Origin of the sequence: Nocardioides sp. GCM10030259, assembly GCF_042666375.1 — a bacterium.
Lineage (GTDB): Bacteria > Actinomycetota > Actinomycetes > Propionibacteriales > Nocardioidaceae > Nocardioides.
Map to the genome: position 1 here is coordinate 71,228 of NZ_JBHTDF010000019.1, position 23,264 is coordinate 94,491.

The window sequence follows — 23,264 nt, forward strand, 5'->3', positions numbered from 1 at the left end:
CGGCACGTGAGCACGTCCCCCGCCGCGATCGCCGTCGAGAACCGGCTGTTCCGGGCGCTTGCCGTGCTGCGGCTCGTCCTGCTCGCGAACACGATGGCCCTGATCATCGTGCGGTCCGACGACCTCCGGAGCCCGGCCGTCGGGGCGGCGTGCGTCGTGGTGATGGCCGCGTGGACCGGCTTCGCGACGTGGGCGTACGCCGAGCCGCGGCGGCGTACCCCGCTCCTGCTGGTCGCCGACCTCGGGCTCGCCGTCGCGATCCTGCTCGCGAGCCCGCTGGTGATGGTGGACGACGTCACGACGAGCGTGCCCAGCTTCTGGATCGTCGCGGCGCTGGCGGCTTGGTCGATCCGCTACCGCTGGATCGGCGGGCTCGTGGCCGGGCTCGCGCTCGCCGCCGCGGACCTGGCGCGGCAGGACATCGACCGGTCCGACTACGGCAACGCGTTCCTGCTCGTCGTCGGCGGCACGGTCCTCGGCTTCGTGTGCGGCTCGCTGCAGCAGCTGGCCACCGAGCGCGACGAGGCCGAGCGGGCCGCTGCGATCGCGGCCGAGCGGGCCCGGCTCGCGCGCGCCGTGCACGACGGGGTGCTGCAGGTGCTCGCCCTGGTGCAGCGACGCGGCCGCGAGCTCGGCGGCGAGGCGGCGGAGCTCGGGCGGCTCGCCGGTGAGCAGGAGCGCGAGCTGCGCGCGCTGATCCGGGCCCAGGACGACGTGACAGGCCCGCGGAGCGCCGGCACGGTCGACGTGGCCGCCGAGCTGGCCCGGCTCGAGCGCCGCGCGGCGGTGACGGTCTCGACGCCGGGCGCGCCCGTCGAGCTGCCCGCGGAGACCGCCCGCGAGCTGGTGGCCGCGGCCAGCGCCTGCCTCGACAACGTCCGCAACCACGTCGGCGAGGACGCGCCCGCATGGGTGCTGCTCCAGGCCTTCCCCGACCGGGTCGAGCTGTCGGTGCGCGACGAGGGCCCGGGCATCCCGACCGGGCGGCTCGAGCAGGCCGCGGCGCAGGGCCGCCTCGGGGTGGCCGAGTCGATCCGCGGCCGGGTCGCCGAGCTGGGCGGCACCGCCGACCTGACGACGGGCTCCTTCGGCACGGAGTGGGAGATCGTCGTGCCCCTAGGGCGTGGTTCCTGATTCGGGCCGTCGCGAGCGTCGTCCAGGACGTGCTGTCGCAAGGCGCCGGAGCGAAGGCAGACTCGGTCGTCTTCCGAGCGACGGCAACGCCGCGAGAGTGCGTGATGGGCGGCGCGCAGCAGGCCCTTGAATCGGGGGCAACGCCCTAGGGTCGTCGTCATGACCCGGGTGATGGTGGTCGACGACCACCCGATGTGGCGCGACGCCGTCGAGCGCGACCTGGCCGAGGCCGGCCTCGAGGTCGTGGCCGTCGCCGCGACCGGGCGCGAGGCGCTGGCGCGGTTCCCCGCGGCGCGCCCCGACGTCGTGGTGCTCGACCTGCAGATCCCCGAGCCGGACGGCGTCGCCGTCACCGCGGCCGTCGTCGAGCAGGACCCGTCGATCCGCGTGCTCATCCTCTCCGCGTCGGGCGAGCACGCCGACGTGCTCGCGGCGGTGAAGGCGGGCGCCACGGGCTACCTCGTGAAGTCGGCGTCCCGGGAGGAGCTGCTCGGCGCCGTACGCCGCACCGCGCGGGGCGACCCGGTCTTCACGCCCGGCCTCGCCGGGCTGGTGCTCGGGGAGTTCCAGCGGATCTCGGACGCGCCGCAGCACGACCCCGACGAGCCGGGCCTGACCGACCGGGAGACCGAGGTGCTCCGGATGGTCGCGAAGGGGCTGTCCTACCGGCAGATCGCCGAGCGGCTGGTGCTCTCGCACCGCACCGTGCAGAACCACGTGCAGAACACCCTGCGCAAGCTGCAGATGCACAACCGCGTGGAGCTCACCCGCTACGCCATCGAGCGCGGCCTCGACGATTAGCGGGGACGCGCCAGCGGACCCGCTGATGGTGGTCGAGCAAGCGCCCGGGGACGCGCCAGCGGACCCGACGGCGCGTGTCGAGGCCCGGCGAGGTGTCAGCCGACCGGAAGGGTGGGCACGTCACCGGGTCTCGACACGCGGGTCGCGACTTCGCGAGCTCAGTCGCGCCGCTTGCTCCTTGCGTTGAGCCCGTCGAAACGACCACCGACGATCAGGTCCGCTTCGCGGCCCTGATCAGCGGGTGGCCGTGCCCTCGGTGTAGTCGGAGTCGTGGGACTTCACCCAGGCCATCAGCTTGCGGAGCTCGCGACCGGTCTGCTCGATCGGGTGCTGCTCGCCCTTCTTGCGCAGCTCGTTGAACTCCGGCGAGCCGGCGTCCATGTCGTCGATGAAGCGCTGGGCGAACGAGCCGTTCGTGATGTCGGCGAGGACCGCCTGCATGTTGGCCTTCACGTCGGGCGTGATGACGCGCGGGCCGGAGACGTAGTCGCCGTACTCCGCGGTGTCGGAGACCGACCAGCGCTGCTTGGCGATGCCGCCCTCGTACATGAGGTCGACGATCAGCTTCAGCTCGTGGAGGCACTCGAAGTAGGCGACCTCGGGCTGGTAGCCGGCCTCGGTGAGGACCTCGAAGCCGTACATGACCAGCTGCGAGGCGCCGCCGCACAGCACGGCCTGCTCGCCGAACAGGTCGGTCTCGGTCTCCTCGGTGAACGTCGTCTTGATGCCGCCGGCGCGCAGGCCACCGATGGCCTTCGCATACGACAGCGCGAGCGGCCAGGCGCTGCCCGACTCGTCCTTCTCGACGGCGACGAGCACCGGCACGCCGCGGCCGTCGACGTACTCGCGACGGACCAGGTGGCCGGGGCCCTTCGGGGCGACCATGAAGACGTCGACGCCGGCCGGGGGCTCGATGAAGCCGAAGCGGATGTTGAAGCCGTGGCCGAAGACCAGGGTGTCGCCCTCGGCGAGCTGGGGCGCGATCTCCTCGGCGTACAGCTTCCGCTGGTGCTGGTCGGGCGCGAGGATGACGATGACGTCGGCCTCCTCCGCGGCCTCGGCGGGCGTGAGGACCCGCAGGCCCTCGGCCTCGGCCTTGGCGCGGCTCTTCGAGCCCGGCTGCAGCCCGACGCGGACGTCGACGCCCGAGTCGCGCAGGGACAGCGCGTGGGCGTGGCCCTGGCTGCCGTAGCCGATGACCGCGACGTTCTTGCCCTGGATCAGGGAGAGGTCGGCGTCGTCGTCGTAGAACATCTCAGCCACTGGGGCTTCTCCTTCTTCGTTGTCTTACTGGAGTACTTGCGTCAGCCCACGGCTGGCGGAGCCGGCACTGTGACCGGGCGCAGGGTGCGCTCGGAGATGGAACGGGAGCCGCGACCGATCGCGACCATCCCCGACTGCACCAGCTCGCGGATGCCGAACGGCTCGAGCACGCGGAGCAGGTCGCCGAGCTTGTCGGCGTTGCCGACCGCCTGGATCGTGATCGCGTCGGGGGCCACGTCGACGACCTTCGCGCGGAAGAGCTGGACGGCGTCCAGCACCTGTCCGCGGGCCTCGACATCGGCCTTGACCTTGACGAGCAGCAGCTCGCGGTTGATCGACGCGGCGCCGTCGAGCTCGACGATCTTGATCACCTCGACGAGCTTGTTGAGCTGCTTGGTGACCTGCTCGAGCGGGGACTGCTCGACGTCGACGACGATCGTCATCCGGGAGATCTCCGGGTGCTCGGTCGGGCCCACGGCGAGGGAGTCGATGTTGAAGCCGCGGCGGCTGAACAGCCCGGCGATGCGGGCCAGAACGCCGGGCTTGTTCTCGACGAGGACCGACAGCGTGTGCTTGGTGTTGAGAGGACTGGTCACGGCCGGAGCTCCAGGTCTGCGTCGTCGTCGAACTTCGGTGCGAGGTCGCGCGCGTACTTGATCTCGTCGTTGCTGGTGCCGGCGGCGACCATCGGCCACACCATCGCGTCGCGGTGGACCCGGAAGTCCACGACCACCGGCACGTCGTTGATCTCCATCGCCTTGTTGATGGTGGCGTCGACGTCGTCGGGGCTCTCGCACGCGAGGCCCACGCAGCCGTAGGCGTCGGCGAGCTTCACGAAGTCGGGGATCCGCTTCGAGTGCAGGTCGGTGTTGGAGTAGCGCTCGTTGTAGAAGAGCGACTGCCACTGCCGGACCATGCCGAGCGACTCGTTGTTGATCACCGCCACCTTGATCGGGATGTCGTTGATCGCGCAGGTGGCCAGCTCCTGGTTGGTCATCTGGAAGCAGCCGTCGCCGTCGATCGCCCACACGGTGGCGTCGGGGCGGCCGACCTTCGCACCCATCGCGGCCGGTACGGCGTACCCCATCGTGCCGAGGCCGCCGGAGTTGATCCAGGTGTTCGGGTGCTCGTAGCCGACGAACTGCGCGGCCCACATCTGGTGCTGGCCGACGCCCGCGGCGTACACCGCCTCGGGTCCGGCGATCGCGCCGAGCCGCTCGAGGACGTACTGCGGCGCGAGGCTGCCGTCGTCGGGCCGGTCGTAGCCGAGCGGGTAGGTCGTCTTGATGCCGGCGAGGTAGGCGATCCACGCCTCGTAGTCACCGATGTGGCCCGCGTCGGCCTCGGTCTTGAGCGCGACGACGAGGTCGCTTATCACCTCGCGGCAATCGCCGACGATCGGGACGTCGACCGCACGGTTCTTGCCGATCTCGGCCGGGTCGATGTCGGCGTGGATGACCTTCGCTCCCGGGGCGAACGAGTCGAGGTTGCCGGTGACGCGATCGTCGAACCGCGCGCCGAGGCTGATGATCAGGTCGGACTTCTGCATGCCGGCGACGGCGGCGACCGTGCCGTGCATGCCGGGCATGCCGAGGTGCTGCGGGTGGCTGTCGGGGAACGCGCCCCGCGCCATCAGCGTGGTGACGACCGGCATGCCGGTGAGCTCGGCGAGCACGCGCAGCTCCTGGGCAGCGCGGGCGCGGATGACGCCGCCGCCGACGTACAGCACCGGACGGCGCGACTCGAGGATGAGCCGCGCGGCCTCACGGATCTGCTTGGAGTGCGGCCGGGTCACCGGGCGGTAGCCGGGGAGGTTGAGCTCGTTGGGCCAGGCGTACGTCGTCATCGCCTGGAGCGCCGACTTCGCGACGTCGACGAGGACCGGACCTGGTCGGCCGGTGGAGGCGATGTAGAACGCCTCCGCGACCGTCCGCGGGATCTCCGCCGGGTCGGTGACCAGGAAGTTGTGCTTGGTGATCGGCATCGTGATGCCGCGGATGTCGGCCTCCTGGAAGGCGTCGGTGCCGATCGCCGCGGCGCCGACCTGGCCGGTCACGGCCACCATCGGCACCGAGTCCATGTGGGCGTCCGCCAGCGGCGTGACCAGGTTGGTCGCGCCCGGGCCCGACGTCGCCATGCAGACGCCGACCCGGCCCGTGGCCGCGGCGTACCCCTGCGCGGCGTGGCCGGCGCCCTGCTCGTGGCGCACCAGGATGTGGCGGATCGAGGAGTCCATGAGGGGGTCGTACGCCGGGAGGATCGCGCCGCCCGGGATGCCGAAGATCTCCGTGGTGCCGGCGGCCTCCAGCGACCTGATCAGGCTCTGCGCGCCTGTCATCTGCTCGCTCATCACTTGTTCCTCTTCTGGACTTCCTGCTCGGGTGCTGCCGTGCCTGACCAACAAAAAACCCCTCGGCCCGGCGTGGGCGGCGAGGGGTCGACGTGCGCGCTGGAGTCGGCTCGACTCAGCTCACACGTCGCGTGCGTACAAGAATGTCCTGGCGCATGGCACCACGCTAGCCGCATGACGCGCCCGCTCGCATCCGAGTGTGACAGGCGTCCCAACATCCGGGACGGCAGTCTCACTCCTTGTCGGCGTCCCCGGGCTCGCGGCCGTCGGCCGTGCACACGCAGACCTTGTTGCCGTGGGCGTCGGCGAGCACCCAGAACGACGGCACGTCGTCCTCGCTGACGAGGGTGCCCCCGGCGGCGACGGCGGCCGCGACGCGCTCCTCGGCCACCTCGCGCGGCACCACGATGTCGAGGTGGAACCGCTGCTGGACCTCCCCGGTCGCTCCGGGCGCCTCCTGGAACCACAGCGTGTTGTTGCGGCCGCCGGGGTCCTGGACCTCCGACCACTCCTCGACCTCGGCGTACCCGAGCACGGCCGCCCAGAACGGCTGCACCTGCGCGGCGTCCGGTACGTCGAGCGCGAGCTCGAGCGTCGAGACATCCCGCGGCGCGGCCTCGATGCCGAGCTCGGCCGCGATCTCGGAGATCCGGCGCGCGAGGGCGACGTCGCGGCTGGTGACCCCGCGGACGTCGTGGCTCTGCAGGTCGACGTCGACCTGCGGGTAGGTCAGCACGACGTCGGGGTGGTGGTTGGCCTCCTCGGCCGCCTCGGTGATGCGGGTGACCAGCTCGAGGCCCTTGACGAAGCTGCCGGTCCGGAACCGGGCGTGCAGCTTCATCAGGAAGAAGCGCCAGTCGTCGAGGCCCTCGGCCACGACGTCCGGGTAACGCAGCACCTGCTTGGGGTCGGTCATGGAAGCACCACCTGTCCGATCGGTCCGGGGTTGTACGCGATCTCCCAGCGGTAGCCGTCGGGGTCGCCGAAGTAGCCGGTGTAGCCGCCCCACGCCCGCTCCCGGCCGTCCTGCACCGGGTCGGCGCCCGCCGCGCGGGCCGTCGCCAGCACGGCGTCGACCTCTTCGCGGGTCGGCACGTTGTGGGCGAGCGTGATCGGCGCCAGCCCGGGTCCGTCCCGGATCTCGCCGACCTCGGCCTCGAACTCGCTCCGCACCCACAGCGACAGCAGCAGGTGCTCGCCGAGCCGGATCATCAGGACGTCGCCGGGTACGTCGAGCGCGGCCTCCCAGCCGAGCCCGTCGAGGTAGAAGGCACGGCTGGCGTCGAGGTCGCGGACGGCGAGCGTGACGAAGCTGAGCCGCTGGTCCACGGCCCCACCATGGCACACCTCCCGGGAAGTCGGGACGCGCTGCCCTCGCGGCCGGGACGCCGGGTGACCGAGCCTTGCGGCGTCGTCGTCCCCGACCTGAGGAGCAGACCGCCGTGACCACTACCCACGACCACCGCGAGGAGCTCGACCCGCGCCCGCGCCGCGTCCTGCCCACCGCCAGCCGGGGCTGGGCCTTCGTCGGCGCCGCCGCGGGCCTGCTGGGCATCGTCGGCATGCAGGCGTCGCTGCAGGTCGACGCCGTCTACGACGAGAAGTACGCCGGCGACGCCCAGCGGATCACCGACCGGCTCGGCGACCTCGTCGGCCAGATCCTCGCCGTCCACCTCACGATGACCGGGGCCGCGCTGCTGCTCCTGGTCTTCGCGGCCGGCCTCCGGCGCCGGCTGCGCGCCCAGGCGCCCGCCGGGAGCCTGCTGCCCGACGTCGCCGCCGGCGGCCTGATGCTGACCTCGGTCGCCGGGCTGATGGGCGCGGCGTTCACCACCGAGATCGTCTTCGGCGTCACGGCCGACGGCATGAAGCTCGACCCCGAGTTCGGAGCCATGGTCGGCCACTGGATCGGCACCGTGGCGTGGCTGTGGGTCGGCGCCGGGGTCACCGGCGTCGCCGTCGCGGTCGCGGCCCTGCGGCACGCGGCCGCGCCGCGCTGGCTCGGCTGGGTCGCCACGCTGCTGGGCGGCATCACGCTGCTCTTCGGGATCTCCCCGCTCCAGTACATGGCCGGCTTCACCGGTCCGGTCCTGCTGCTCGTCCTCGGGCTGGGCTTCGCGTTCGGCGACCGCCGGATGCGGCCCGCTTCCTGACCGCGGCGCTACCCTCCCACTCGTGGTGACCCATGGCTGAGCGCGCGATCCGGGTCGCCGTGGTCGACGACCACCCCGTCTTCCGGCTCGGGATGGTCGGCCTCCTCGGGTCGCTGGACGGTATCGAGGTGGTCGCGCAGGCCGAGGACGCGATCGGCGCGCGGGAGCGCGTCGACGACTCCGTCGACGTGGTGCTGATGGACCTGCACCTCGGCGACGACTCCGGCATCGAGACCACGCGCGACCTGGTGCGCGCGCGGCCCGGCCTCGCCGTACTGGTGATCACGATGGACGAGGACGACGAGTCCGTCGTGGCGGCCATGCGGGCCGGCGCCCGCGGCTACCTGCTCAAGAGCGCCTCCCCCGCCGAGGTCGAGCGCGGCATCCGCGCAGTCGCGAACGGCGAGGCCATCCTCGGTCCCCAGGTCGCCGCCCGCGCCATGGCGACGCTGACCTCCGGCCGTACGGCGGTGCGGGTGCCCTTCCCCGAGCTCTCCGACCGCGAGCGCGAGGTGCTCGACCTGCTCGCCCGCGGCTACGACAACGCCACGATCGCGCGCCGGATGGTCCTCTCCCCCAAGACCGTCCGCAACCACGTCTCCAACGTGCTCACCAAGCTCGGCGTGCCCGACCGCGCACAGGCCATGATCCGGGCGCGCGACGAGGGGTTGGGCGGCGACTGAGGCGCTACGGTCGACCCATGACCGAGCCTGAGGGAGTCGACGCGACCGTGCCGCCGAGCGGGCCGGGCTGCGTCGAGTGCGAGGAGAGCGGCGGCTGGTGGGTCCACCTGCGCCGCTGCGCGCAGTGCGGCCACGTCGGCTGCTGCGACACGTCACCGTCCCAGCACGCCACGGCCCACTGGCGGACGACCGGGCACCCGGTGATCCGCACCTACGAGCCGGGCGAGGACTGGTTCTGGGACTACGTGGCCGACAAGGGCTTCCTCGGGCCGGAGCTCGCGGCGCCGCTCGCCCACCCCGAGGACCAGCCGACGCCGGGCCCCGCCGATCGCGTGCCCGACGACTGGCGCGACCACATCCACTAGTGTTGTGCGTCGAAAGTTGTTGAACGGTTGGCGTGCTCAGGGTGCGTGCGCTGCAAGGCGCCGGAGCGACGCCATACCCGCTCGTCTCGCGAGCTTCGGCAACGCAGCAGAGTGCGTGCCATGGGTGCGCGAAGCGCACAAGAACTTCTGACGCGCGACACTAGCTGCTAGTCGAGCTCGACCGGCGGGATCGTCACGACCTGACCGGCGTAGCTGAGGCCCGCGCCGAACGCGATCAGCAGGGCGGTGTCGCCCGGCTTCGCGTCGCCGTCGCGCACCATCGCCTCGATCGCCAGCGGCACCGAAGCGGCCGAGGTGTTGCCGGAATCCTGGACGTCGCGGGCGACGGCGATGCCCTCGGGGAGCTTCAGGTTGCGAGCCAGGGTCTCGGTGATCCGGAGGTTCGCCTGGTGCGGGATGAACGCGTCCAGGTCGGCGAGCTCGAGGCCCGCCCCGGCGACGGCCTCGCGGGCGACGTCGGCCATCGCGAACGGCGCCCACCGGAAGACCTGAGTGCCCTCCATCTGCACCACCAGCGGGTGGTCCTGGTCGAGCTCGTCGCAGCGCATCGACTGGGTGATGACGTGCGACTGCGAGCCGTCGGAACCCCACGCCACCGGGCCGATCCCGGCATCCTGGGCCGGACCGACCACGGCAGCGCCGGCGCCGTCGGCGAAGATGAACGCCGTCCCGCGGTCGGTCCGGTCCATGAACGTGCTGAGCCGCTCGGCGCCCACGACCAGGACGTGGCCCGCGTTGCCGCCGCGGACCAGGTCCGAGGCGACCGAAAGCGAGTGGCAGAAGCCGGCGCACCCGGCCGAGACGTCGAACGCCGCCGCGCGGGAGCCCAGCCGGTCCGCGAGCAGGGGTGCCGCGGCCGGGGTGTGCTGGACGTGGGTGGACGTCGCGAAGATGATCGTGCCGAGGTCGCCCGCGGCCACCCCGGACGACTTCAGCGCCCGCTCGGCCGCGATCGTCGCCATGTCGAGCAGGGACTCGCCCTCCGCGGCGTACCGCCGGGTCCTGATGCCCGAGCGCGTTCGGATCCACTCGTCGCTGGAGTCCAGCACCTCGCAGAGCTCGTCGTTGGTCACGATGCGCTCCGGGCGGTGCACACCGAGGCCGAGCATCGCGGTCGCCGGAGCACCGGACCGCTGGTTGATCTTCGTCACAGGCGAAGACTACGCGCGTGTCTGGATGACCTCCCGGACGCCGTCGCGCACGACCACGCGCCCGAGCGCGCCGTTGACGAGCGGCAGGAACGGCTGCGTGTGGCCGATGTCCATCTGCGCGATCACCGGCACCCCGAGCCCGCCGAGCGTCTCCTCGACCGCCTCGAGCTGGGTGAGGTCGGGCGCGTCGGGGGCCGGAGTGCGGCCGACGAGCACGGCGTTCGCGTGCTCGAACCAGCCCGCCATCCGGAGTCCGTGGAGGATCCGGCAGATGTCATAGGCGCCCTGCTCGCACGCCTCGACGTACACGAGGAGTCCCTCGTCGGCGTGCTTGCGGCCGAAGGACGGGATGTCGGCGTACGGCGTGCCCGCGAGCGGTGACAGCACCTCGAGGCAGCCGCCGATCAACCGCCCGGAGACCTCGACGTCGCCGCCGCCGAGCACGACCCAGTCCGTCTCACGGTCGAGCGTCATCTCGATGGTGTCGGGCACCAGGAAGTCGCCCCAGCCGACGCGGGTGCGCCCGGGGCTGCGCTGCGCGATCTCGCCGGTCGTGGCCAGGACGTCGGTCCAGTGCAGGAGGCCGTCGGGTGCGGCGAGCGGCGTGTCCATGAGGTTCCAGCCGTGCAGGTTCGCCCAGCCCAGCCTTGTCGTCAGCGGCACGAGCAGCGTGGAGATATCGCTCCAGCCGACGAGCCACGTGGGCTCCGCCGCCGCGAGTCGGTCCCAGTCGAGGACGTCGAGAAGGTCGATCGCGAGCTCCCCTCCGAAGGGCGGCACCACCGCGGCGACCTTCGGGTCGCAGAGGAGGTCGACGAGCTCGGCGGCCCGCTGCGCGGCCGGCGCGGAGCGGACCTCGTCTCCCGACATGCACTCACCCACGACGACCTCGAAGCCGCGGTCGCGCAGCCACTGCAGGGCGAACTCGAGCCGTGGCCGCGCGTCCGGCCCGACCCCGCTCGACGGGGCGGTGACGGCGATCAGGTCGCCCGAGGCGAGAGGTGGCGGGAAGCGCATGCGCTCAGGCTGTCAGGCCGTCCAGCGTCTCGCGAACGAGTTCCACGCCGCGCTCGACCTCGGCGAACGACGTCGACAGCGGCGACAGCCCGAGGCGGAGGCCGCCGGGGTCGCGGTAGTCGGGGATCACGTCGCGCTCCCACAGTGCGGCGGTGACCTCGCGCATCAGCGGGTGGTTGAGGGTCACGTGCCCACCGCGCACGGCGGGATCGCGCGGCGAGCCGAGCGCGACACCCGCCGGGGCGAGCAGCTCGTCGGCGAGGTCGACGGCGTACGTCGTGAGCGCCATGGACTTCTCGCGCACGGCGGCGATGCCGGCCTCCTCGATGAGCGCGAGCATGTCCTGCATCGCGAGCATGCCGAGGATCGGCGGGGTGCCGGACTGGAAGCGGCGGATGCCGGGAGCGGGCGCGTACGTCGGCCCCATGAGGAACGGGTCGACCGCGCCGAGCCAGCCCTGGATCGGCTGGGCCAGCTCGTCCAGCAGCCGGGCGGCGACGTAGCAGAAGGCCGGCGAGCCGGGCCCGCCGTTGAGGTACTTGTAGGTGCAGCCGACGGCGAGGTCGAGGTCCCACTCGTCCAGCGCGAGCGGTACGGCGCCGGCGGAGTGGCAGAGGTCCCAGAGCACCAGCGCGCCGGCGTCGTGGGCGATCCGGGTCAGCTCGGGCGCGTCCGCGATCCACGCCGACCGGTAGGAGACCTGGGACAGCACCACCAGCGCGGTCTGCGCACCCACGGCCTCCGACAGCAGCTCCGGCGTGACGCCGGCGTCCGGGTCGACGTCGATCCAGCGCAGCGTGAGCCCGCACTCCTCGGCGACGCCCGCGGCGACGTAGCGGTCGGTCGGGAAGTTGTCGCGGTCGATGACGATCTCGGTGCGGCCCGGCCGGGCGGCGACGGCCGCCCGCATCAGCTTGTAGAGCAGCACGGTCGTCGAGTCGCCGATCGTCGCCTGCCCCGGCGCCGCGCCGAGCGCGACGCGGCCGAGGTCGTCGCCGATCCGCTGCGGGAGCTCCAGCCAGCGCTCGTCCCACGCACGGATCAGGCGCCCGCCCCACTCCTCCTCGACGAACCGCGCCAGCCGCGGACCCGTCTCCTTCAGCGGCCGCCCGAGCGAGTTGCCGTCGAAGTAGACGAGCGAGGTCTCGGCGCCGACGAAGCGGTCGCGGTACGACGCCAGCGGGTCGGCCGCGTCCAGCCCGTGGGTCATGGGCGGGCAGCCGTCAGGTCGCGCACCTCGGCGTACCGCTCCCGCACCGACGGCGTCGGCTCGGCGTGCGTCTCGACGACCCCGGAGAGCGGCCACGCCGGAGGCTGGGTGCCACCGGAGAGGACCCACGCGGCCTGGCGGGCGGCGCCGCGTGCGACGTACTCCCCCGGCTCGGGCACCGACACCGGCAGCCCGAGCACCGCCGACGCGATCTCGCGCACGGCCTGCGACCGCGCGGCGCCGCCGACGAGGATGATCCGCTCGACCGGCGTGCCGAGCGCGCGGACGGCGTCGACCGCGTCGGCGAGGCCGCAGATCATGCCTTCGACCGCCGCGCGGGCGAGGTACTCCGGGGTGGCGGTCTCGAGCCGCAGGCCGTGGATCGCGCCGGTGGCGTCGGGCTTGTTGGGGGTGCGCTCGCCCTCGAGATAGGGCACCAGCGCGAGGCCGCCGGCACCGGCGGGTGCCGAGAGCGCGAGCTCGGAGAGCTCCGCGTGGGAGACGCCGAGCATCCGGGCAGCGGCGTCGAGCACCCGCGCCGCGTTGAGCGTGGCGACCAGCGGGAGGTAGCGGCCGGTCGCGTCGGCGAACCCCGCCACCGCGCCGCTCACGTCGCCGACCGGTCGGTCGGCGACGGCGCACGCGACGCCCGACGTGCCGATCGAGACGACGACGTCGCCCGCGACGGCGCCCAGGCCGAGCGCGGCGCCGGCGTTGTCGCCGGTGCCGGGACCGAGGACGGCGCCGGCCGGGGTCGACGGACCCGCCTCGGCCGGCCCCAGCACCCGGGGCACGATCGCGTCGTGGCCGAGGCCGAGCTCGAGCAGGTCGCGCCGGTAGTCCTCGGTCAGCGGCGACCAGTAGCCGGTGCCGCTCGCATCGCCGCGGTCGGTGACCAGCGCGTCCAGCGCAGGCGAACCTGCCAGCCGCCAGGTCAGGTAGTCGTGGGGCAGGCACACGGCCGCCGTACGACGTGCGTTGTCGGGCTCGTGGTCGCGCAGCCAGCGCAGCTTGGTGACGGTGAACGACGCGACCGGCACCAGGCCGACCGCGTCGACCCAGGGCTGCGGACCGCCCAGCTCGTCGATCAGGTCGAGGGCGGCCTGCGCCGACCGGGTGTCGTTCCACAGCAGCGCCGGCCGAACGACGGTGCCGGACTCGTCGAGGCAGACCATGCCGTGCTGCTGGCCGCCGACCGCGACCGCCTCGACGTCGTCGATCCCGCCCGCCGCCGCGATCGCGGCCTGGAGGGCGTCCCACCAGGCCTCGGGCGGGACCTCGGTCCCGTCGGGGTGAGACGCCGATCCGCTGCGGACGAGCTCGCCGCTCTCCGCGTCGCAGACGACGACCTTGCAGGACTGGGTGGAGGAGTCGACCCCCGCGACGAGTGGCACGAGCGAACCCTAACTACTGCTGTGCCAAGGTGTGCTCCGTGCGCGCCACCGCGGGACTCCCGCTCTCCCTCTCCCACGGCCCCTACGAGGCCGAGGTCGTCGCCGTCGGAGCGTGCCTGCGCACGCTGACCCGCGACGGGCTGGACCTCGTCGCGGGCACGCCGGAGGGGCAGATCTGCGCCAACTTCCGAGGGGCGGTGCTGATGCCGTGGCCGAACCGGGTCGGCGACGGCGCGTACGAGTTCGGCGGCGCGCACCACCAGCTCGCGCTCTCCGAGCCGAACCGGCGCAACGCGCTGCACGGCCTCGCGCACTGGGTGTCGTGGACCGTCTCCGAGCAGACAGCGGAGCGGGTGGTGTTGCGCCACGAGCTGGCCGCGCAGGTGGGCTATCCCTGGTCGCTCGACCTGGAGGTCGAGTACGCCCTCGGCGACGACGGCCTGACGACCCGGCTGACCGCGACGAACGTCGGCGACGCGGCCGCGCCGTACGGCACCGGGATGCACCCCTACCTGACCGTCGGCCGCCGCATCGACGAGTGCGCGCTGACCCTGCCGGCCGACACGTGGTGCGAGATGGACGACCGCGGCCTGCCGTCGTCCACGCAGCCCGTGGACGGCACGGCGTACGACTTCCGGGAGCCGCGCCGGATCGGCGACCTCGTGCTCGACCACCCGTTCGGCGGCGTGCCCGCCGGGTCGACGGCCGTGCTCGCCGACCCCGACAGCGGGCGCGAGGTGCGGCTGACCGTCGGCGAGGGCTACGGCTGGCTGCACCTCTTCACCGGCGACCCGCTGCCGTGGGGTGCCCGCGAGGCGCTCGCGGTCGAGCCGACGACCGCGCCGCCGGACGCCTTCCGGTCCGGCCTCGACCTCGTCGTCCTCGAGCCCGGCGCGACCCACACGGTGTCGTGCACGATCACTGGAAGCTGACGAACCGCACCTTCGGTCGGATGGCGTGCACCTCGCGCGGCCCCATCCGGCGCACGTCCTCGTCGTAGAACAGCTTGAAGCCCATCGTGAACTGCCGCGGGCGGGCGACGTGGTGGTACGTCGCGAGCTTCTGCCCGCGGGTGCCGAAGCCGTCGACGTGCTGGACCATCGCGAGGAACGCCCGCGGCCGGACCCCGGCGATCTCGGGGATCATGTCGGTGCGGAACTGGTGGAGCACGAAGAGCTTCTCGGGCAGCCCGTGGTCCTTGGCCAGCGTCGCGAGCCAGGCCGAGGTCTTGTTGACCTCGCGGGCGCCGACCTGGCCGGTGGTGCGGCCGGGGACCTCCCGCGGGCCCATCCGCCACTCCGGGTCGAGCGCCAGGCCGACCCACGGGTCGCGCAGCGCCCACTCCCACCGCTGGGCGGTCTCGAGGAAGCCGGACCGGCCGGGCTGGATGTCGAGCAGCAGCAGCGCGTCGTTGCGGTGGGCGGCGTCGATGTAGCCCTGCACGACCGACCGCGGGATGTCGTGGCTGTAGTCGCCGTCAGGCCCCGGCGACGCGTCGGCGATCGTCACGATCAGCTCGTAGACGTGCTGGATCCGCACGCCCGGGCGCTGGAACGGCGCGGCGGCGCGGTGCAGCCGCCGGTCCATCGTGTCGGGGTCGCTCTCACCCAGCACGCCGAGCGCCGGCGTCTGGCCGGTGCCGTAGTAGGCGACCAGGAACCGGTTGCGGGTGAAGATCCGCGTCCCGCCTCCCGGGAGCTCGACCGGTTCGACCCGCGACGCACGTTCCGGGGTCTCGACGAGCTCGACGGCGGCCGGGGACCCGGCGCCGCCGCGGCCGGCGGCCCAGGCGACCACGAGCAGCGTCAGCAGCGCCAGCGCGACCGCGCACAGCACCGGTCCGCGCCGGTCGGGTAGGGCCTCCACCCTCAGCTGGTGATCGCGCCGTGCGCGGCGGACTGCACGACCTTGGCGTACTTGCCGAGGACGCCGCGGGTGTACTTCGGCGGGTTGGGCTCCCACCCGACCTTGCGCTGCTCCCACTCCGCCTCGTCGGCGATCTCGACGTCGAGCAGCCGGTTGGCCACGTCGAGGGTGATCTTGTCGCCGTCGCGCAGGAACGCGATCGGGCCGGCATCCACGGCCTCGGGAGCGATGTGGCCGACGCAGAGGCCCGTCGTACCGCCGGAGAAGCGGCCATCGGTGATCAGCAGCACGTCCTTGCCGAGCCCGGCGCCCTTGATCGCACCGGTGATCGCGAGCATCTCGCGCATGCCCGGGCCGCCCTTGGGGCCCTCGTAGCGGATGACGACCACGTCGCGGGGCTGGATCCTGCCCTGCTCGAGAGCGTCCATCGCGGCGCGCTCACCGTCGAAGACCCGCGCCGTACCGGTGAAGACCGACTCGTCGAAGCCTGCGCTCTTGACGACGGCACCCTCGGGGGCGAGCGAGCCCTTGAGGATCGTGAGGCCGCCGGTCGCGTGGATCGGGCGGTCGATCTTGCGCAGCACGTCGTCGTCGAGGCTCGGCGGGGCGAGCTCTTCGAGGTTCTCGGCCATCGTCCGGCCCGTGACGGTGAGGGCGTCGCCGTGCATCAGGCCGGCGTCGAGCAGTGCCTTCATCACGACCGGGATGCCGCCGATCTTGTCGACGTCGTTCATCACGTAGCGGCCGAACGGCTTGAGGTCGCCGAGGTGCGGCACCTTGTCGCCGACCCGGTTGAAGTCGTCGAGGGTCAGGTCGACGTCGGCCTCGCGCGCCATCGCCAGCAGGTGCAGGACGGCGTTCGTCGAGCCGCCGAGCGCCATCACGACGGCGATGGCGTTCTCGAACGCCGGCTTGGTCATGATCTGGCGCGCGGTGATGCCCTGGCGCAGCAGGTTGACGACCGCCTCGCCGGAGCGGTGGGCGAAGCCGTCACGGCGCCGGTCGACGGCCGGCGGCGCGGCCGAGCCGGGCAGTGACATGCCGATCGCCTCGGCGACGGCGGCCATCGTGTTGGCGGTGTACATGCCGCCGCAGGCGCCCTCGCCCGGGCAGATCGCGCGCTCGATACGGTCGACCTCGTCGCGGCTGATCTTGCCCGCCAGGCAGGCGCCGACGGCCTCGAAGGCGTCGATGATCGTGACGTCGTTGCCGTCGACCTGGCCGGGCATGATCGACCCGGCGTACAGGAAGACGCTCGACAGGTCGAGGCGCGCGGCCGCCATCAGCATGCCGGGCAGCGACTTGTCGCACCCGGCGAGCAGCACCGAGCCGTCGAGGCGCTCGGCCATCATCACGGTCTCGACGGAGTCGGCGATCACCTCGCGGGAGACCAGCGAGAAGTGCATGCCCTCGTGGCCCATCGAGATGCCGTCGGAGACGGAGATCGTGCCGAACTCGAGCGGGTAGCCACCGGCGGCGTGCACGCCGTTCTTCACGGCCTTCGCCAGCCGGTCGAGCGACAGGTTGCAGGGCGTGATCTCGTTCCAGCTCGACGCGACGCCGACCTGCGGCTTCTCCCAGTCGTCGTCCCCCATGCCTACCGCCCGGAGCATGCCTCGGGCGGCGGCCCGCTCGAGGCCGTCGGTGACGTCGCGGGAGCGGGGCTTGATGTCGGGGGCAGGCCGGGAATCGGTCATGCGCAAAGCCTAGGCCGACAACCTCTAGCATTTTGATGTGACCGTGATCTGGGAAGCATCCTGCCGTGACTGTGATCTGGGCTGAGTACGACGCGGTGCTGTTCGACCTCGACGGAGTGATCACTCCGACGGCCGAGGTCCACATGCGCGCGTGGTCGGAGATGTTCAACCGCTTCCTCGAGGCGTACGACGGGCCGGGCGACCGCTCGTCGTACACCGACGAGGACTACTTCGCCCACGTCGACGGCAAGCCGCGCTACGACGGGGTCCGCGACTTCCTCGGCTCGCGCGGCATCGACCTGCCCGAGGGCACCCCCGACGACCCGGCCTCGGCCGAGACCGTCTGCGGCCTGGGCAACCGGAAGAACGACGCGTTCAACGAGGTGCTCGCGCGCGACGGCGTCGCGGCGTACCCCGGCTCGGTGCTGCTGCTCGATCACCTGCGCGGCCTCGGCCTGCCGCTCGGCGTGGTGTCGTCGTCGGCGAACGCCCCCGCGGTGCTCGAGGCTGCGGGCCTCAGCGACCGGTTCGGCACCGTCGTGAGCGGCACCGTCGCGCACGAGCTCGGCCTGCCGGGCAAGCCGGCCCCCGACACGTTCGTGCACGCAGCCGAGGTGCTCGGTGCGCCCGCCTCCCGCTCGGTCGTGCTCGAGGACGCGCTCTCCGGCGTGCGCGCCGGCAAGGCCGGCGCGTTCGGCCTGGTGGTCGGGGTCGACCGCGGCGCCGGCGTCGAGCAGCTGACCGCGGCCGGCGCCGACGTCGTCGTGCCCGACCTGGCCGACCTGGTCCCGGGAGACGCGGCATGAGCCGCCACTGCGGACCGGACCCGCTCGACCGGGGCCGCTTCCCGGTCGACGAGTGGAGCCTGGTCGAGACCGGCTACAACCCCGCCGACCTGGGGCTGACCGAGACCCTGTTCACGGTCGCGAACGGCTATCTCGGGCTGCGCGGCAACTCCGAGGAGGGCCGCCCGTCCTTCTCCAACGGCACCTACGTCAACGGCTTCCACGAGACCTGGGAGATCCGGCACGCGGAGGCGGCGTTCGGCTTCGCGCGCACCGGGCAGACGATCGTCAACGTCCCCGACACCAAGGTCCTCAAGCTGTACGTCGACGACGAGCCGCTCACGTTCGGCACGTCCGACCTCGAGCACTACGAGCGGTGCCTCGACTTCCGCGACGGCGTGCTGCGCCGCAGCCTGATCTGGCGCACGCCCGCCGGCAAGCTCGTGCAGGTCGACACGACCCGCATGGTCTCGATGACCCAGCGCCACCTCGCGCTGATGACGCTCGAGGTGACGATGCTCCGCGGCGAGGCGCCGATCGTCGTCTCGTCGCAGATCCTCAACCGGCAGGACGGGCGGGACGAGTACCACGGCCGCAGCACGACCGCCGTCGAGCACGTCGACCCGCGCAAGGCCGCGGCGTTCGCCGAGCGCGTGCTCGAGCCGCGCCTGCACTATGCGACCGAGGACCGGATGATGCTGGGCTACCAGTGCGCCAACTCGGGGATGACGATCGCGGTCGCCACCGACCACGTGCTGACCACCACCGACGTCCACGAGATCGTCGCGCGCGCCGACGAGGACCAGGCCAAGATGGTCTACCGGATCGATGCGACCGAGGGCACCACGACGCGGATCGAGAAGCTCGTCAGCTACCACTCCTCGCGCGGCGTACCCGTCCGCGAGCTGTCGGACCGCTGCGACCGCACCCTCGACCGGGCCGCCCGCTACGGCGTCGCGCACTACCTCGCCGACCAGCGGCAGTGGTACGCCGACTTCTGGGCCGCGGCTGACGTCGAGATCGCGACGCCGACCCCGCAGCACCGCGCGATGCAGCAGGCGATCCGCTTCAACCTGTTCTCGCTGGCGCAGGCCACCGCGCGCATCGACGGCATCGGCATCCCGGCGAAGGGCGTGACCGGCTCGGGCTACGAGGGGCACTACTTCTGGGACAGCGAGGTCTACGTCCTGCCGTTCCTCACCTACACCTCGCCCGACGTCGCGCGCAACGCGCTGCACTTCCGGTCGGTGATGCTCCCGGCCGCGCGCGACCGGGCGCGCGAGATGGCGCAGACGGGCGCGCTCTACCCGTGGCGCACGATCAACGGCGAGGAGGCGTCGGCGTACTACGCGGCGGGCTCGGCGCAGGTGCACATCGACGCCGACGTGGCCTTCGCGCTGATGAAGTACGTGCGGGCGACCGACGACCGCGGCTTCCTGGTCCGCGAGGGCATCGACATCCTCGTCGAGACCGCCCGGATGTGGGCCGAGCTCGGGTTCTGGCGCAGCAACGGCGAGCCGACGTTCCACATCCACGGCGTCACCGGGCCCGACGAGTACACCACCGTCGTCAACAACAACCTGTTCACCAACGTGATGGCCCGGTTCAACCTCGAGCAGGCCTCGGTCGCCACCCACCGGATCCGCACCCGCGACCCGGAGGGCTGGGTGCGGGTCGCGGCACGGCTCGGCATCGCCGACGACGAGATCGCGGAGTGGCAGCGCTGCGCCGACGGGATGACGATCCCGTTCGACGAGGGTCTCGGCATCCACCCGCAGGACGACTTCTTCCTCGACCGCGAGGTGTGGGACCTCTCCCGCACGCCGCCGGAGACGCGGCCGCTGCTGCTGCACTACCACCCGCTGGTGATCTACCGGTTCCAGGTGCTCAAGCAGGCCGACGTCGTGCTGGCGCTCTTCCTCCAGGGCGACCGGTTCACGCTCGAGGAGAAGCGTGCCGACTTCGAGTACTACGACCCCATCACCACCGGCGACTCCACGCTGTCGGCGGTCGTGCAGTCGGTGATCGCCGCGGAGGTCGGCTACCACGAGGCGGCGCTCGACTACTTCCACCAGTCGCTGTACGTCGACCTCGCCGACCTCCACCACAACACGGTCGACGGCCTGCACGTCGCGTCGGCCGGCGGCGTGTGGAGCGCGCTCGTGCACGGCTTCGGCGGCATGCGCGACCACCGCGGCGAGCTGTCGTTCAACCCGCGACTGCCGCAGGACTGGCCGTCGCTGGCGTACCGGCTCAGCTGGCGCGGCAACCGGATGCTGGTCGAGCTGACCCAGGACGAGGTGCGCTTCTCGATCGTCGACGGCGACGGCAAGATCCCGATCAGCGTTCGCGGCACGCCGTACGACGTCGCGGCCGGCGCGCCGATCGTCGTACCGCTCCCCGACCAGGGCGACCGCATCGACGGCCTGCTCGGCGACCACCCGGTCATCGGCGGAACGCGCGCCGACGGCAGCACCATCACCGCCGGCGTCCCCGAGCCGATCCAGCCGCCCGAGGACATGGAGCACACCGGCGAGATCCCGGCGTACCAGCCGGACCTGCCGATGCCTCCCGTCTAGGCCGGCTTCTCGGCGGCGACCTTGAGCCGGGCGAGCCCCTTCTCGAAGTCGCGGCCGACGAGCTTGTCCATGTTCATGAAGCGGCCGATGAAGCCCCAGAAGCCCTTCTGCTCGCCCCGCATCCGCCACTCGACGGCGGTGCCGCCGCTGCCGTCGGGGGTGAGCTCGAAGGTCACCGCGTTGGTCGCCGAGAACGGCTTCATGAAGATCAGCTCCACGTCGATCCGCTCCGGCGCGGAGCCGGTGATCTCCATGCTCCCCTGGCCGGCCTTGCGGTTGCCGCTCCACGCGTAGCGGGCGCCGACGCCGCGGTCGGGTCCGCTGTAGGTGCGGTGGAGGTCGGGGTCGACGTCCTCCCACGGCGACCACTCGCGCCAGGCGTGGAAGTCGTCGATCAGCGCGTGCACCCGCGCTGGCTCGGCCGCGGTCGTCGTCCCGCGGACCACCTCGTAGCTGCCCATGCGGCCTCCCGGTCGAGGTTGGTGGTCAGATGGCTGCCGCCCGCACGCACATCACGTCGGGCAGGTCGTTGACGATCTCGCTCCAGGTGTCGCCCTCGTCGGCGGACGCCCAGACGGCGCCGTTGCGGGCGCCGAAGTAGATGCCGGGGGTGTCGTGGTCGTCGGTGCACATCGCGTCGCGCATGACCGCGACGTAGAAGGAGTCGGGCAGGCCGTCGCCGAGCTCCTCCCAGGTCTCGCCGGCGTCGCGCGAGCGCCACACCCGCGCCTTGGCGTCGGTCGGGTATCGCCCGGCGCTGTCGCTGAGGGGGAAGACGTAGACGGTGTCGGGCTCGTTGGGGTGTACGACGATCGGGAACCCGAACTCGGCGGGCAGGCCGTCGGCGATCGAGGTCCACGACTTGCCGTGGTCGTCGGAGCGGTAGACGCCGCCGTGGTTCTGCAGGTACATGCGCTCGGGCCGGGCCGGGTGGCGGGTCACCTTGTGCACGCACTGGCCGAACTCGGGGTACTGCTCGCCCTCGGGCAGGAAGACGGCACAGATCCCCTGGTTGCGCGGCTGCCAGCTCTGACCGCCGTCGCCGGTCTGGTAGACGCCGCCCGTGCTGATCGCGGCGGTGATGCTGAGCGGGTCGTTCGGGTGCGGCAGCACGGTGTGGAAGGCCTGGCCGCCGAAACCGGCACCCCACTCCGGACGGTGCGGGTGCTCCCACAGCGCGCGCTCGAGCTCGAACGTCTCGCCGCGGTCGACCGACTTCCAGACAGCACCGGGCTCGGTCCCGGCGTACACGACGTCGTCCTCGCACCCGGGCACCAGCTGCCAGATCCGCTCGACCGTGACGCCGGCGTCCTCGGGGAAGCGCACGGCGCCGTTGGGGGTCTCCTGCCAGTCGGCGCCCAGGTCGTCCGAGCGCCAGACCTGGGGGCCGGTCCAGCTCGACGACGACCCGGCCAGCAGCCGTGGTCGATCACCGCGCTTGTCGACCATGCAGGAGTAGACCTCCTCCATGTCGAAGTGCGGGCCCGTGAACTCCCAGTCGGCCCTCGCCCCGTCGGACGTGCCGAGCCACAGCCCCTTGCGGGTCCCGACCATAAGGATCGTCTGCTTCGCCATCTCACCCTCCGCTCCGCTGGATCTACTCTGCCGTCTAGATTGACCCGGTGACCAGACGGAACTCATCGCTCCGGGTGGTCTCGCCGGTCTGGCTGGTGCTGATCGGCATCCTCTCGGTCCAGTTCGGCGCCGGGTTCGCGAAGTCGCTGTTCGACGAGGTCTCGCCGACCGCGATCGTGTGGCTGCGGCTCGTGACCAGCGCGGTCGTCCTGACGCTCATCGCCCGGCCCGTGCTCCGCGGGAAGTCGCGGGCCGACTGGCTGGCGGCGATCGCGCTCGGGGCCTCGCTGGGCATCATGAACTGGGCGATCTACCAGTCCTTCCTGCGCATCCCGCTCGGCGTCGCCGTCACGCTCGAGTTCCTCGGCCCGCTGACGCTCGCGGTCGTCGGCTCGCGGCGGCTGCGGGACCTGCTGTGGGTCGCGCTCGCCGCGATCGGCGTCGCCGTCCTCGGTCTCGCCGGCGACAGCGGGTCGGTTGGCCTCGCCGGCGTCCTCTTCGCGCTGCTGGCGGGCGCGATGTGGGCGGCGTACATCCTCCTCAGCGCGCAGACCGGCCGCCGCTGGCCCGGCATCGACGGCCTCGCGGTCGCCTCCGTGTTCGCCACGCTGCTGCTCACGCCCGCCGCCGTCGGCACCGGCGGCGCCGACCTCCTCGACCCGCGCATCCTGCTGATCGGCGCCGCCGTCGGGCTGCTGTCGTCGGTCATCCCCTACAGCTGCGAGATGGTCGCCCTCCGCACCATCCGGCCGTCGGTGTTCTCGATCCTGATGAGCCTGGAGCCAGCCGCCGCCGCCCTCGCCGGCATCCTCGTGCTCGAGGAGTACCTCAGCCTCGAGCAGTGGCTGGCGATGGTCTGCATCATCATCGCGTCCGTCGGCGCCACGCGGTCGTCGCGCACGGTCGCCCCTGCTCCCGACTGACCGCCGCGCCCGGACTCGAGTTCACGCAACCGTCACACGACGTTGACCCGAGGCGGAACACGCCGTCCTAGCGTGGAGCGCACCTCATCAGTCGGGACACCAGGGGAAGCCACGATGCACGTGATACCGGGCCGTGTCGCCCGTCCGCTCTCCCGCGCAGTGGGCGCGGCGCGGAGATGGCCCGTGGAGTCCCAGCAGCGTTCCCGGCGGAACGCCATGATCGCCTCCACAGCCCTCGCACAACGGCGTGCGGAGCTCGACGACGTCGAGGACTTCCTGGCAGGCCTCCGCCAGGAA

General features: G+C 72.3%; 22 protein-coding genes. 9 read left to right on the top strand and 13 right to left on the bottom strand.

Translation table 11 applies throughout. The annotated features are described in order from the left end of the window. Positions 1-6 precede the first annotated feature (6 nt). Positions 7-1,134, top strand: a complete 1,128-nt coding sequence (gene macS, locus ACFQQI_RS16690) for a MacS family sensor histidine kinase (RefSeq protein WP_378565813.1) — start codon at positions 7-9, stop codon at positions 1,132-1,134. Between the two features lie 159 nt (positions 1,135-1,293). Beyond that, the gene (locus tag ACFQQI_RS16695; RefSeq protein WP_378565816.1) at positions 1,294-1,935 is read left to right on the top strand and encodes a response regulator; all 642 of its coding nucleotides are present in this window, start codon (positions 1,294-1,296) and stop codon (positions 1,933-1,935) included. A 234-nt stretch (positions 1,936-2,169) separates the two neighbouring features. Here the strand turns inward: ACFQQI_RS16695 and ilvC are convergent, their stop codons facing one another. From ilvC to ACFQQI_RS16720, 5 genes are all read right to left on the bottom strand, one after another. Further along, positions 2,170-3,198, bottom strand: a complete 1,029-nt coding sequence (gene ilvC, locus ACFQQI_RS16700; protein ID WP_378565819.1) for a ketol-acid reductoisomerase — start codon at positions 3,196-3,198, stop codon at positions 2,170-2,172. Positions 3,199-3,239: 41 nt separating this feature from the next. After that, positions 3,240-3,794, bottom strand: a complete 555-nt coding sequence (gene ilvN / locus ACFQQI_RS16705) for an acetolactate synthase small subunit (protein WP_378565823.1) — start codon at positions 3,792-3,794, stop codon at positions 3,240-3,242. Beyond that, positions 3,791-5,599: an acetolactate synthase large subunit gene (locus ACFQQI_RS16710; RefSeq protein WP_378565825.1), complete on the bottom strand. Its 1,809-nt coding sequence runs from the start codon at positions 5,597-5,599 to the stop codon at positions 3,791-3,793. The genes ilvN and ACFQQI_RS16710 overlap by 4 nt, the downstream gene beginning before the upstream one ends. Positions 5,600-5,780: 181 nt before the next feature. Then, positions 5,781-6,464: a 4a-hydroxytetrahydrobiopterin dehydratase gene (locus tag ACFQQI_RS16715; RefSeq protein ID WP_378565828.1), complete on the bottom strand. Its 684-nt coding sequence runs from the start codon at positions 6,462-6,464 to the stop codon at positions 5,781-5,783. Beyond that, positions 6,461-6,877 carry a VOC family protein gene (locus tag ACFQQI_RS16720; protein ID WP_378565831.1) on the bottom strand — a complete coding sequence of 139 codons (417 nt, stop codon included), beginning with the start codon at positions 6,875-6,877 and terminating at the stop codon, positions 6,461-6,463. Before ACFQQI_RS16720 ends, ACFQQI_RS16715 begins: the two co-directional genes overlap by 4 nt. Positions 6,878-6,990: 113 nt before the next feature. Here ACFQQI_RS16720 and ACFQQI_RS16725 point away from each other — a divergent pair, with 113 nt between their 5' ends. The 3 genes from ACFQQI_RS16725 to ACFQQI_RS16735 are packed head-to-tail and all read left to right on the top strand — an operon-like array spanning position 6,991 to position 8,749. Beyond that, entirely contained in the window at positions 6,991-7,701 is a 711-nt protein-coding gene (locus tag ACFQQI_RS16725; protein ID WP_378565834.1) for a hypothetical protein, read from the top strand. A gap of 32 nt (positions 7,702-7,733) precedes the next feature. Next, on the top strand, positions 7,734-8,384 hold the full coding sequence (locus ACFQQI_RS16730; RefSeq protein ID WP_378565837.1) for a response regulator: 651 nt from the start codon (positions 7,734-7,736) through the stop codon (positions 8,382-8,384). A 17-nt stretch (positions 8,385-8,401) separates the two neighbouring features. Continuing rightward, positions 8,402-8,749, top strand: coding sequence for a UBP-type zinc finger domain-containing protein (locus tag ACFQQI_RS16735; RefSeq protein WP_378565840.1), 348 nt, complete (start codon positions 8,402-8,404; stop codon positions 8,747-8,749). Between the two features lie 167 nt (positions 8,750-8,916). Here ACFQQI_RS16735 and ACFQQI_RS16740 read toward each other — a convergent pair whose 3' ends face one another. Genes ACFQQI_RS16740 through xylB form a run of 4 tightly spaced genes read right to left on the bottom strand, consistent with a single transcriptional unit; the run spans position 8,917 to position 13,542 of the window. After that, complete coding sequence (locus tag ACFQQI_RS16740; RefSeq protein WP_378565843.1) at positions 8,917-9,921, bottom strand: beta-ketoacyl-ACP synthase III; 1,005 nt, start codon at positions 9,919-9,921, stop codon at positions 8,917-8,919. 9 nt (positions 9,922-9,930) lie between these two features. Next, positions 9,931-10,938 carry a S66 peptidase family protein gene (locus tag ACFQQI_RS16745; protein ID WP_378565846.1) on the bottom strand — a complete coding sequence of 336 codons (1,008 nt, stop codon included), beginning with the start codon at positions 10,936-10,938 and terminating at the stop codon, positions 9,931-9,933. 4 nt (positions 10,939-10,942) lie between these two features. Beyond that, complete coding sequence (locus ACFQQI_RS16750; protein ID WP_378565849.1) at positions 10,943-12,148, bottom strand: kynureninase; 1,206 nt, start codon at positions 12,146-12,148, stop codon at positions 10,943-10,945. Further along, the gene (gene xylB / locus ACFQQI_RS16755; protein WP_378565852.1) at positions 12,145-13,542 is read right to left on the bottom strand and encodes a xylulokinase; all 1,398 of its coding nucleotides are present in this window, start codon (positions 13,540-13,542) and stop codon (positions 12,145-12,147) included. The genes ACFQQI_RS16750 and xylB overlap by 4 nt, the downstream gene beginning before the upstream one ends. A gap of 38 nt (positions 13,543-13,580) precedes the next feature. On the opposite strand from xylB, the gene ACFQQI_RS16760 reads away from it, so the two are divergent. Further along, positions 13,581-14,474: an aldose 1-epimerase family protein gene (locus tag ACFQQI_RS16760; RefSeq protein ID WP_378565855.1), complete on the top strand. Its 894-nt coding sequence runs from the start codon at positions 13,581-13,583 to the stop codon at positions 14,472-14,474. On the opposite strand, the gene ACFQQI_RS16765 is transcribed toward ACFQQI_RS16760, so the two are convergent. Together ACFQQI_RS16765 and ilvD are read right to left on the bottom strand one after the other, a co-directional pair. Then, positions 14,461-15,408, bottom strand: coding sequence for a hypothetical protein (locus ACFQQI_RS16765; RefSeq protein ID WP_378565858.1), 948 nt, complete (start codon positions 15,406-15,408; stop codon positions 14,461-14,463). The genes ACFQQI_RS16760 and ACFQQI_RS16765 overlap by 14 nt on opposite strands. A 2-nt stretch (positions 15,409-15,410) precedes the next feature. Further along, positions 15,411-17,105, bottom strand: coding sequence for a dihydroxy-acid dehydratase (gene ilvD / locus ACFQQI_RS16770; RefSeq protein WP_378565861.1), 1,695 nt, complete (start codon positions 17,103-17,105; stop codon positions 15,411-15,413). 71 nt (positions 17,106-17,176) lie between these two features. Between ilvD and ACFQQI_RS16775 the strand changes: the two genes are divergently transcribed. Both ACFQQI_RS16775 and ACFQQI_RS16780 read left to right on the top strand, forming a co-directional pair. Next, positions 17,177-17,911, top strand: a complete 735-nt coding sequence (locus tag ACFQQI_RS16775) for an HAD family hydrolase (RefSeq protein ID WP_378566233.1) — start codon at positions 17,177-17,179, stop codon at positions 17,909-17,911. Next, positions 17,908-20,469, top strand: coding sequence for a glycoside hydrolase family 65 protein (locus ACFQQI_RS16780; protein ID WP_378565864.1), 2,562 nt, complete (start codon positions 17,908-17,910; stop codon positions 20,467-20,469). Before ACFQQI_RS16775 ends, ACFQQI_RS16780 begins: the two co-directional genes overlap by 4 nt. Here the strand turns inward: ACFQQI_RS16780 and ACFQQI_RS16785 are convergent. Continuing rightward, on the bottom strand, positions 20,466-20,930 hold the full coding sequence (locus tag ACFQQI_RS16785; RefSeq protein WP_378565867.1) for an SRPBCC family protein: 465 nt from the start codon (positions 20,928-20,930) through the stop codon (positions 20,466-20,468). The two genes, ACFQQI_RS16780 and ACFQQI_RS16785, sit on opposite strands and share 4 nt — an antisense overlap. Before the next feature lie 25 nt (positions 20,931-20,955). Then, entirely contained in the window at positions 20,956-22,044 is a 1,089-nt protein-coding gene (locus tag ACFQQI_RS16790; protein WP_378565870.1) for a WD40/YVTN/BNR-like repeat-containing protein, read from the bottom strand. Between the two features lie 47 nt (positions 22,045-22,091). On the opposite strand from ACFQQI_RS16790, the gene ACFQQI_RS16795 reads away from it, so the two are divergent. Continuing rightward, on the top strand, positions 22,092-22,967 hold the full coding sequence (locus ACFQQI_RS16795; RefSeq protein WP_378565873.1) for a DMT family transporter: 876 nt from the start codon (positions 22,092-22,094) through the stop codon (positions 22,965-22,967). The last annotated feature ends 297 nt before the right edge of the window (positions 22,968-23,264 follow it).

Excerpts from the sequence above, each read along its gene's own strand:
- ACFQQI_RS16790 (WP_378565870.1), bottom strand. The coding sequence starts at position 22,044 with ATGGCGAAGCAGACGATCCTTATGGTCGGGACCCGCAAGGGGCTGTGG.
- ilvD (WP_378565861.1), bottom strand. The coding sequence starts at position 17,105 with ATGACCGATTCCCGGCCTGCCCCCGACATCAAGCCCCGCTCCCGCGAC.
- ACFQQI_RS16730 (WP_378565837.1), top strand. The coding sequence starts at position 7,734 with ATGGCTGAGCGCGCGATCCGGGTCGCCGTGGTCGACGACCACCCCGTC.
- ACFQQI_RS16735 (WP_378565840.1), top strand. The coding sequence starts at position 8,402 with ATGACCGAGCCTGAGGGAGTCGACGCGACCGTGCCGCCGAGCGGGCCG.
- ACFQQI_RS16785 (WP_378565867.1), bottom strand. The coding sequence starts at position 20,930 with ATGGGCAGCTACGAGGTGGTCCGCGGGACGACGACCGCGGCCGAGCCA.
- ACFQQI_RS16750 (WP_378565849.1), bottom strand. The coding sequence starts at position 12,148 with ATGACCCACGGGCTGGACGCGGCCGACCCGCTGGCGTCGTACCGCGAC.
- ACFQQI_RS16745 (WP_378565846.1), bottom strand. The coding sequence starts at position 10,938 with ATGCGCTTCCCGCCACCTCTCGCCTCGGGCGACCTGATCGCCGTCACC.
- ACFQQI_RS16695 (WP_378565816.1), top strand. The coding sequence starts at position 1,294 with ATGACCCGGGTGATGGTGGTCGACGACCACCCGATGTGGCGCGACGCC.
- ACFQQI_RS16715 (WP_378565828.1), bottom strand. The coding sequence starts at position 6,464 with ATGACCGACCCCAAGCAGGTGCTGCGTTACCCGGACGTCGTGGCCGAG.
- ACFQQI_RS16780 (WP_378565864.1), top strand. The coding sequence starts at position 17,908 with ATGAGCCGCCACTGCGGACCGGACCCGCTCGACCGGGGCCGCTTCCCG.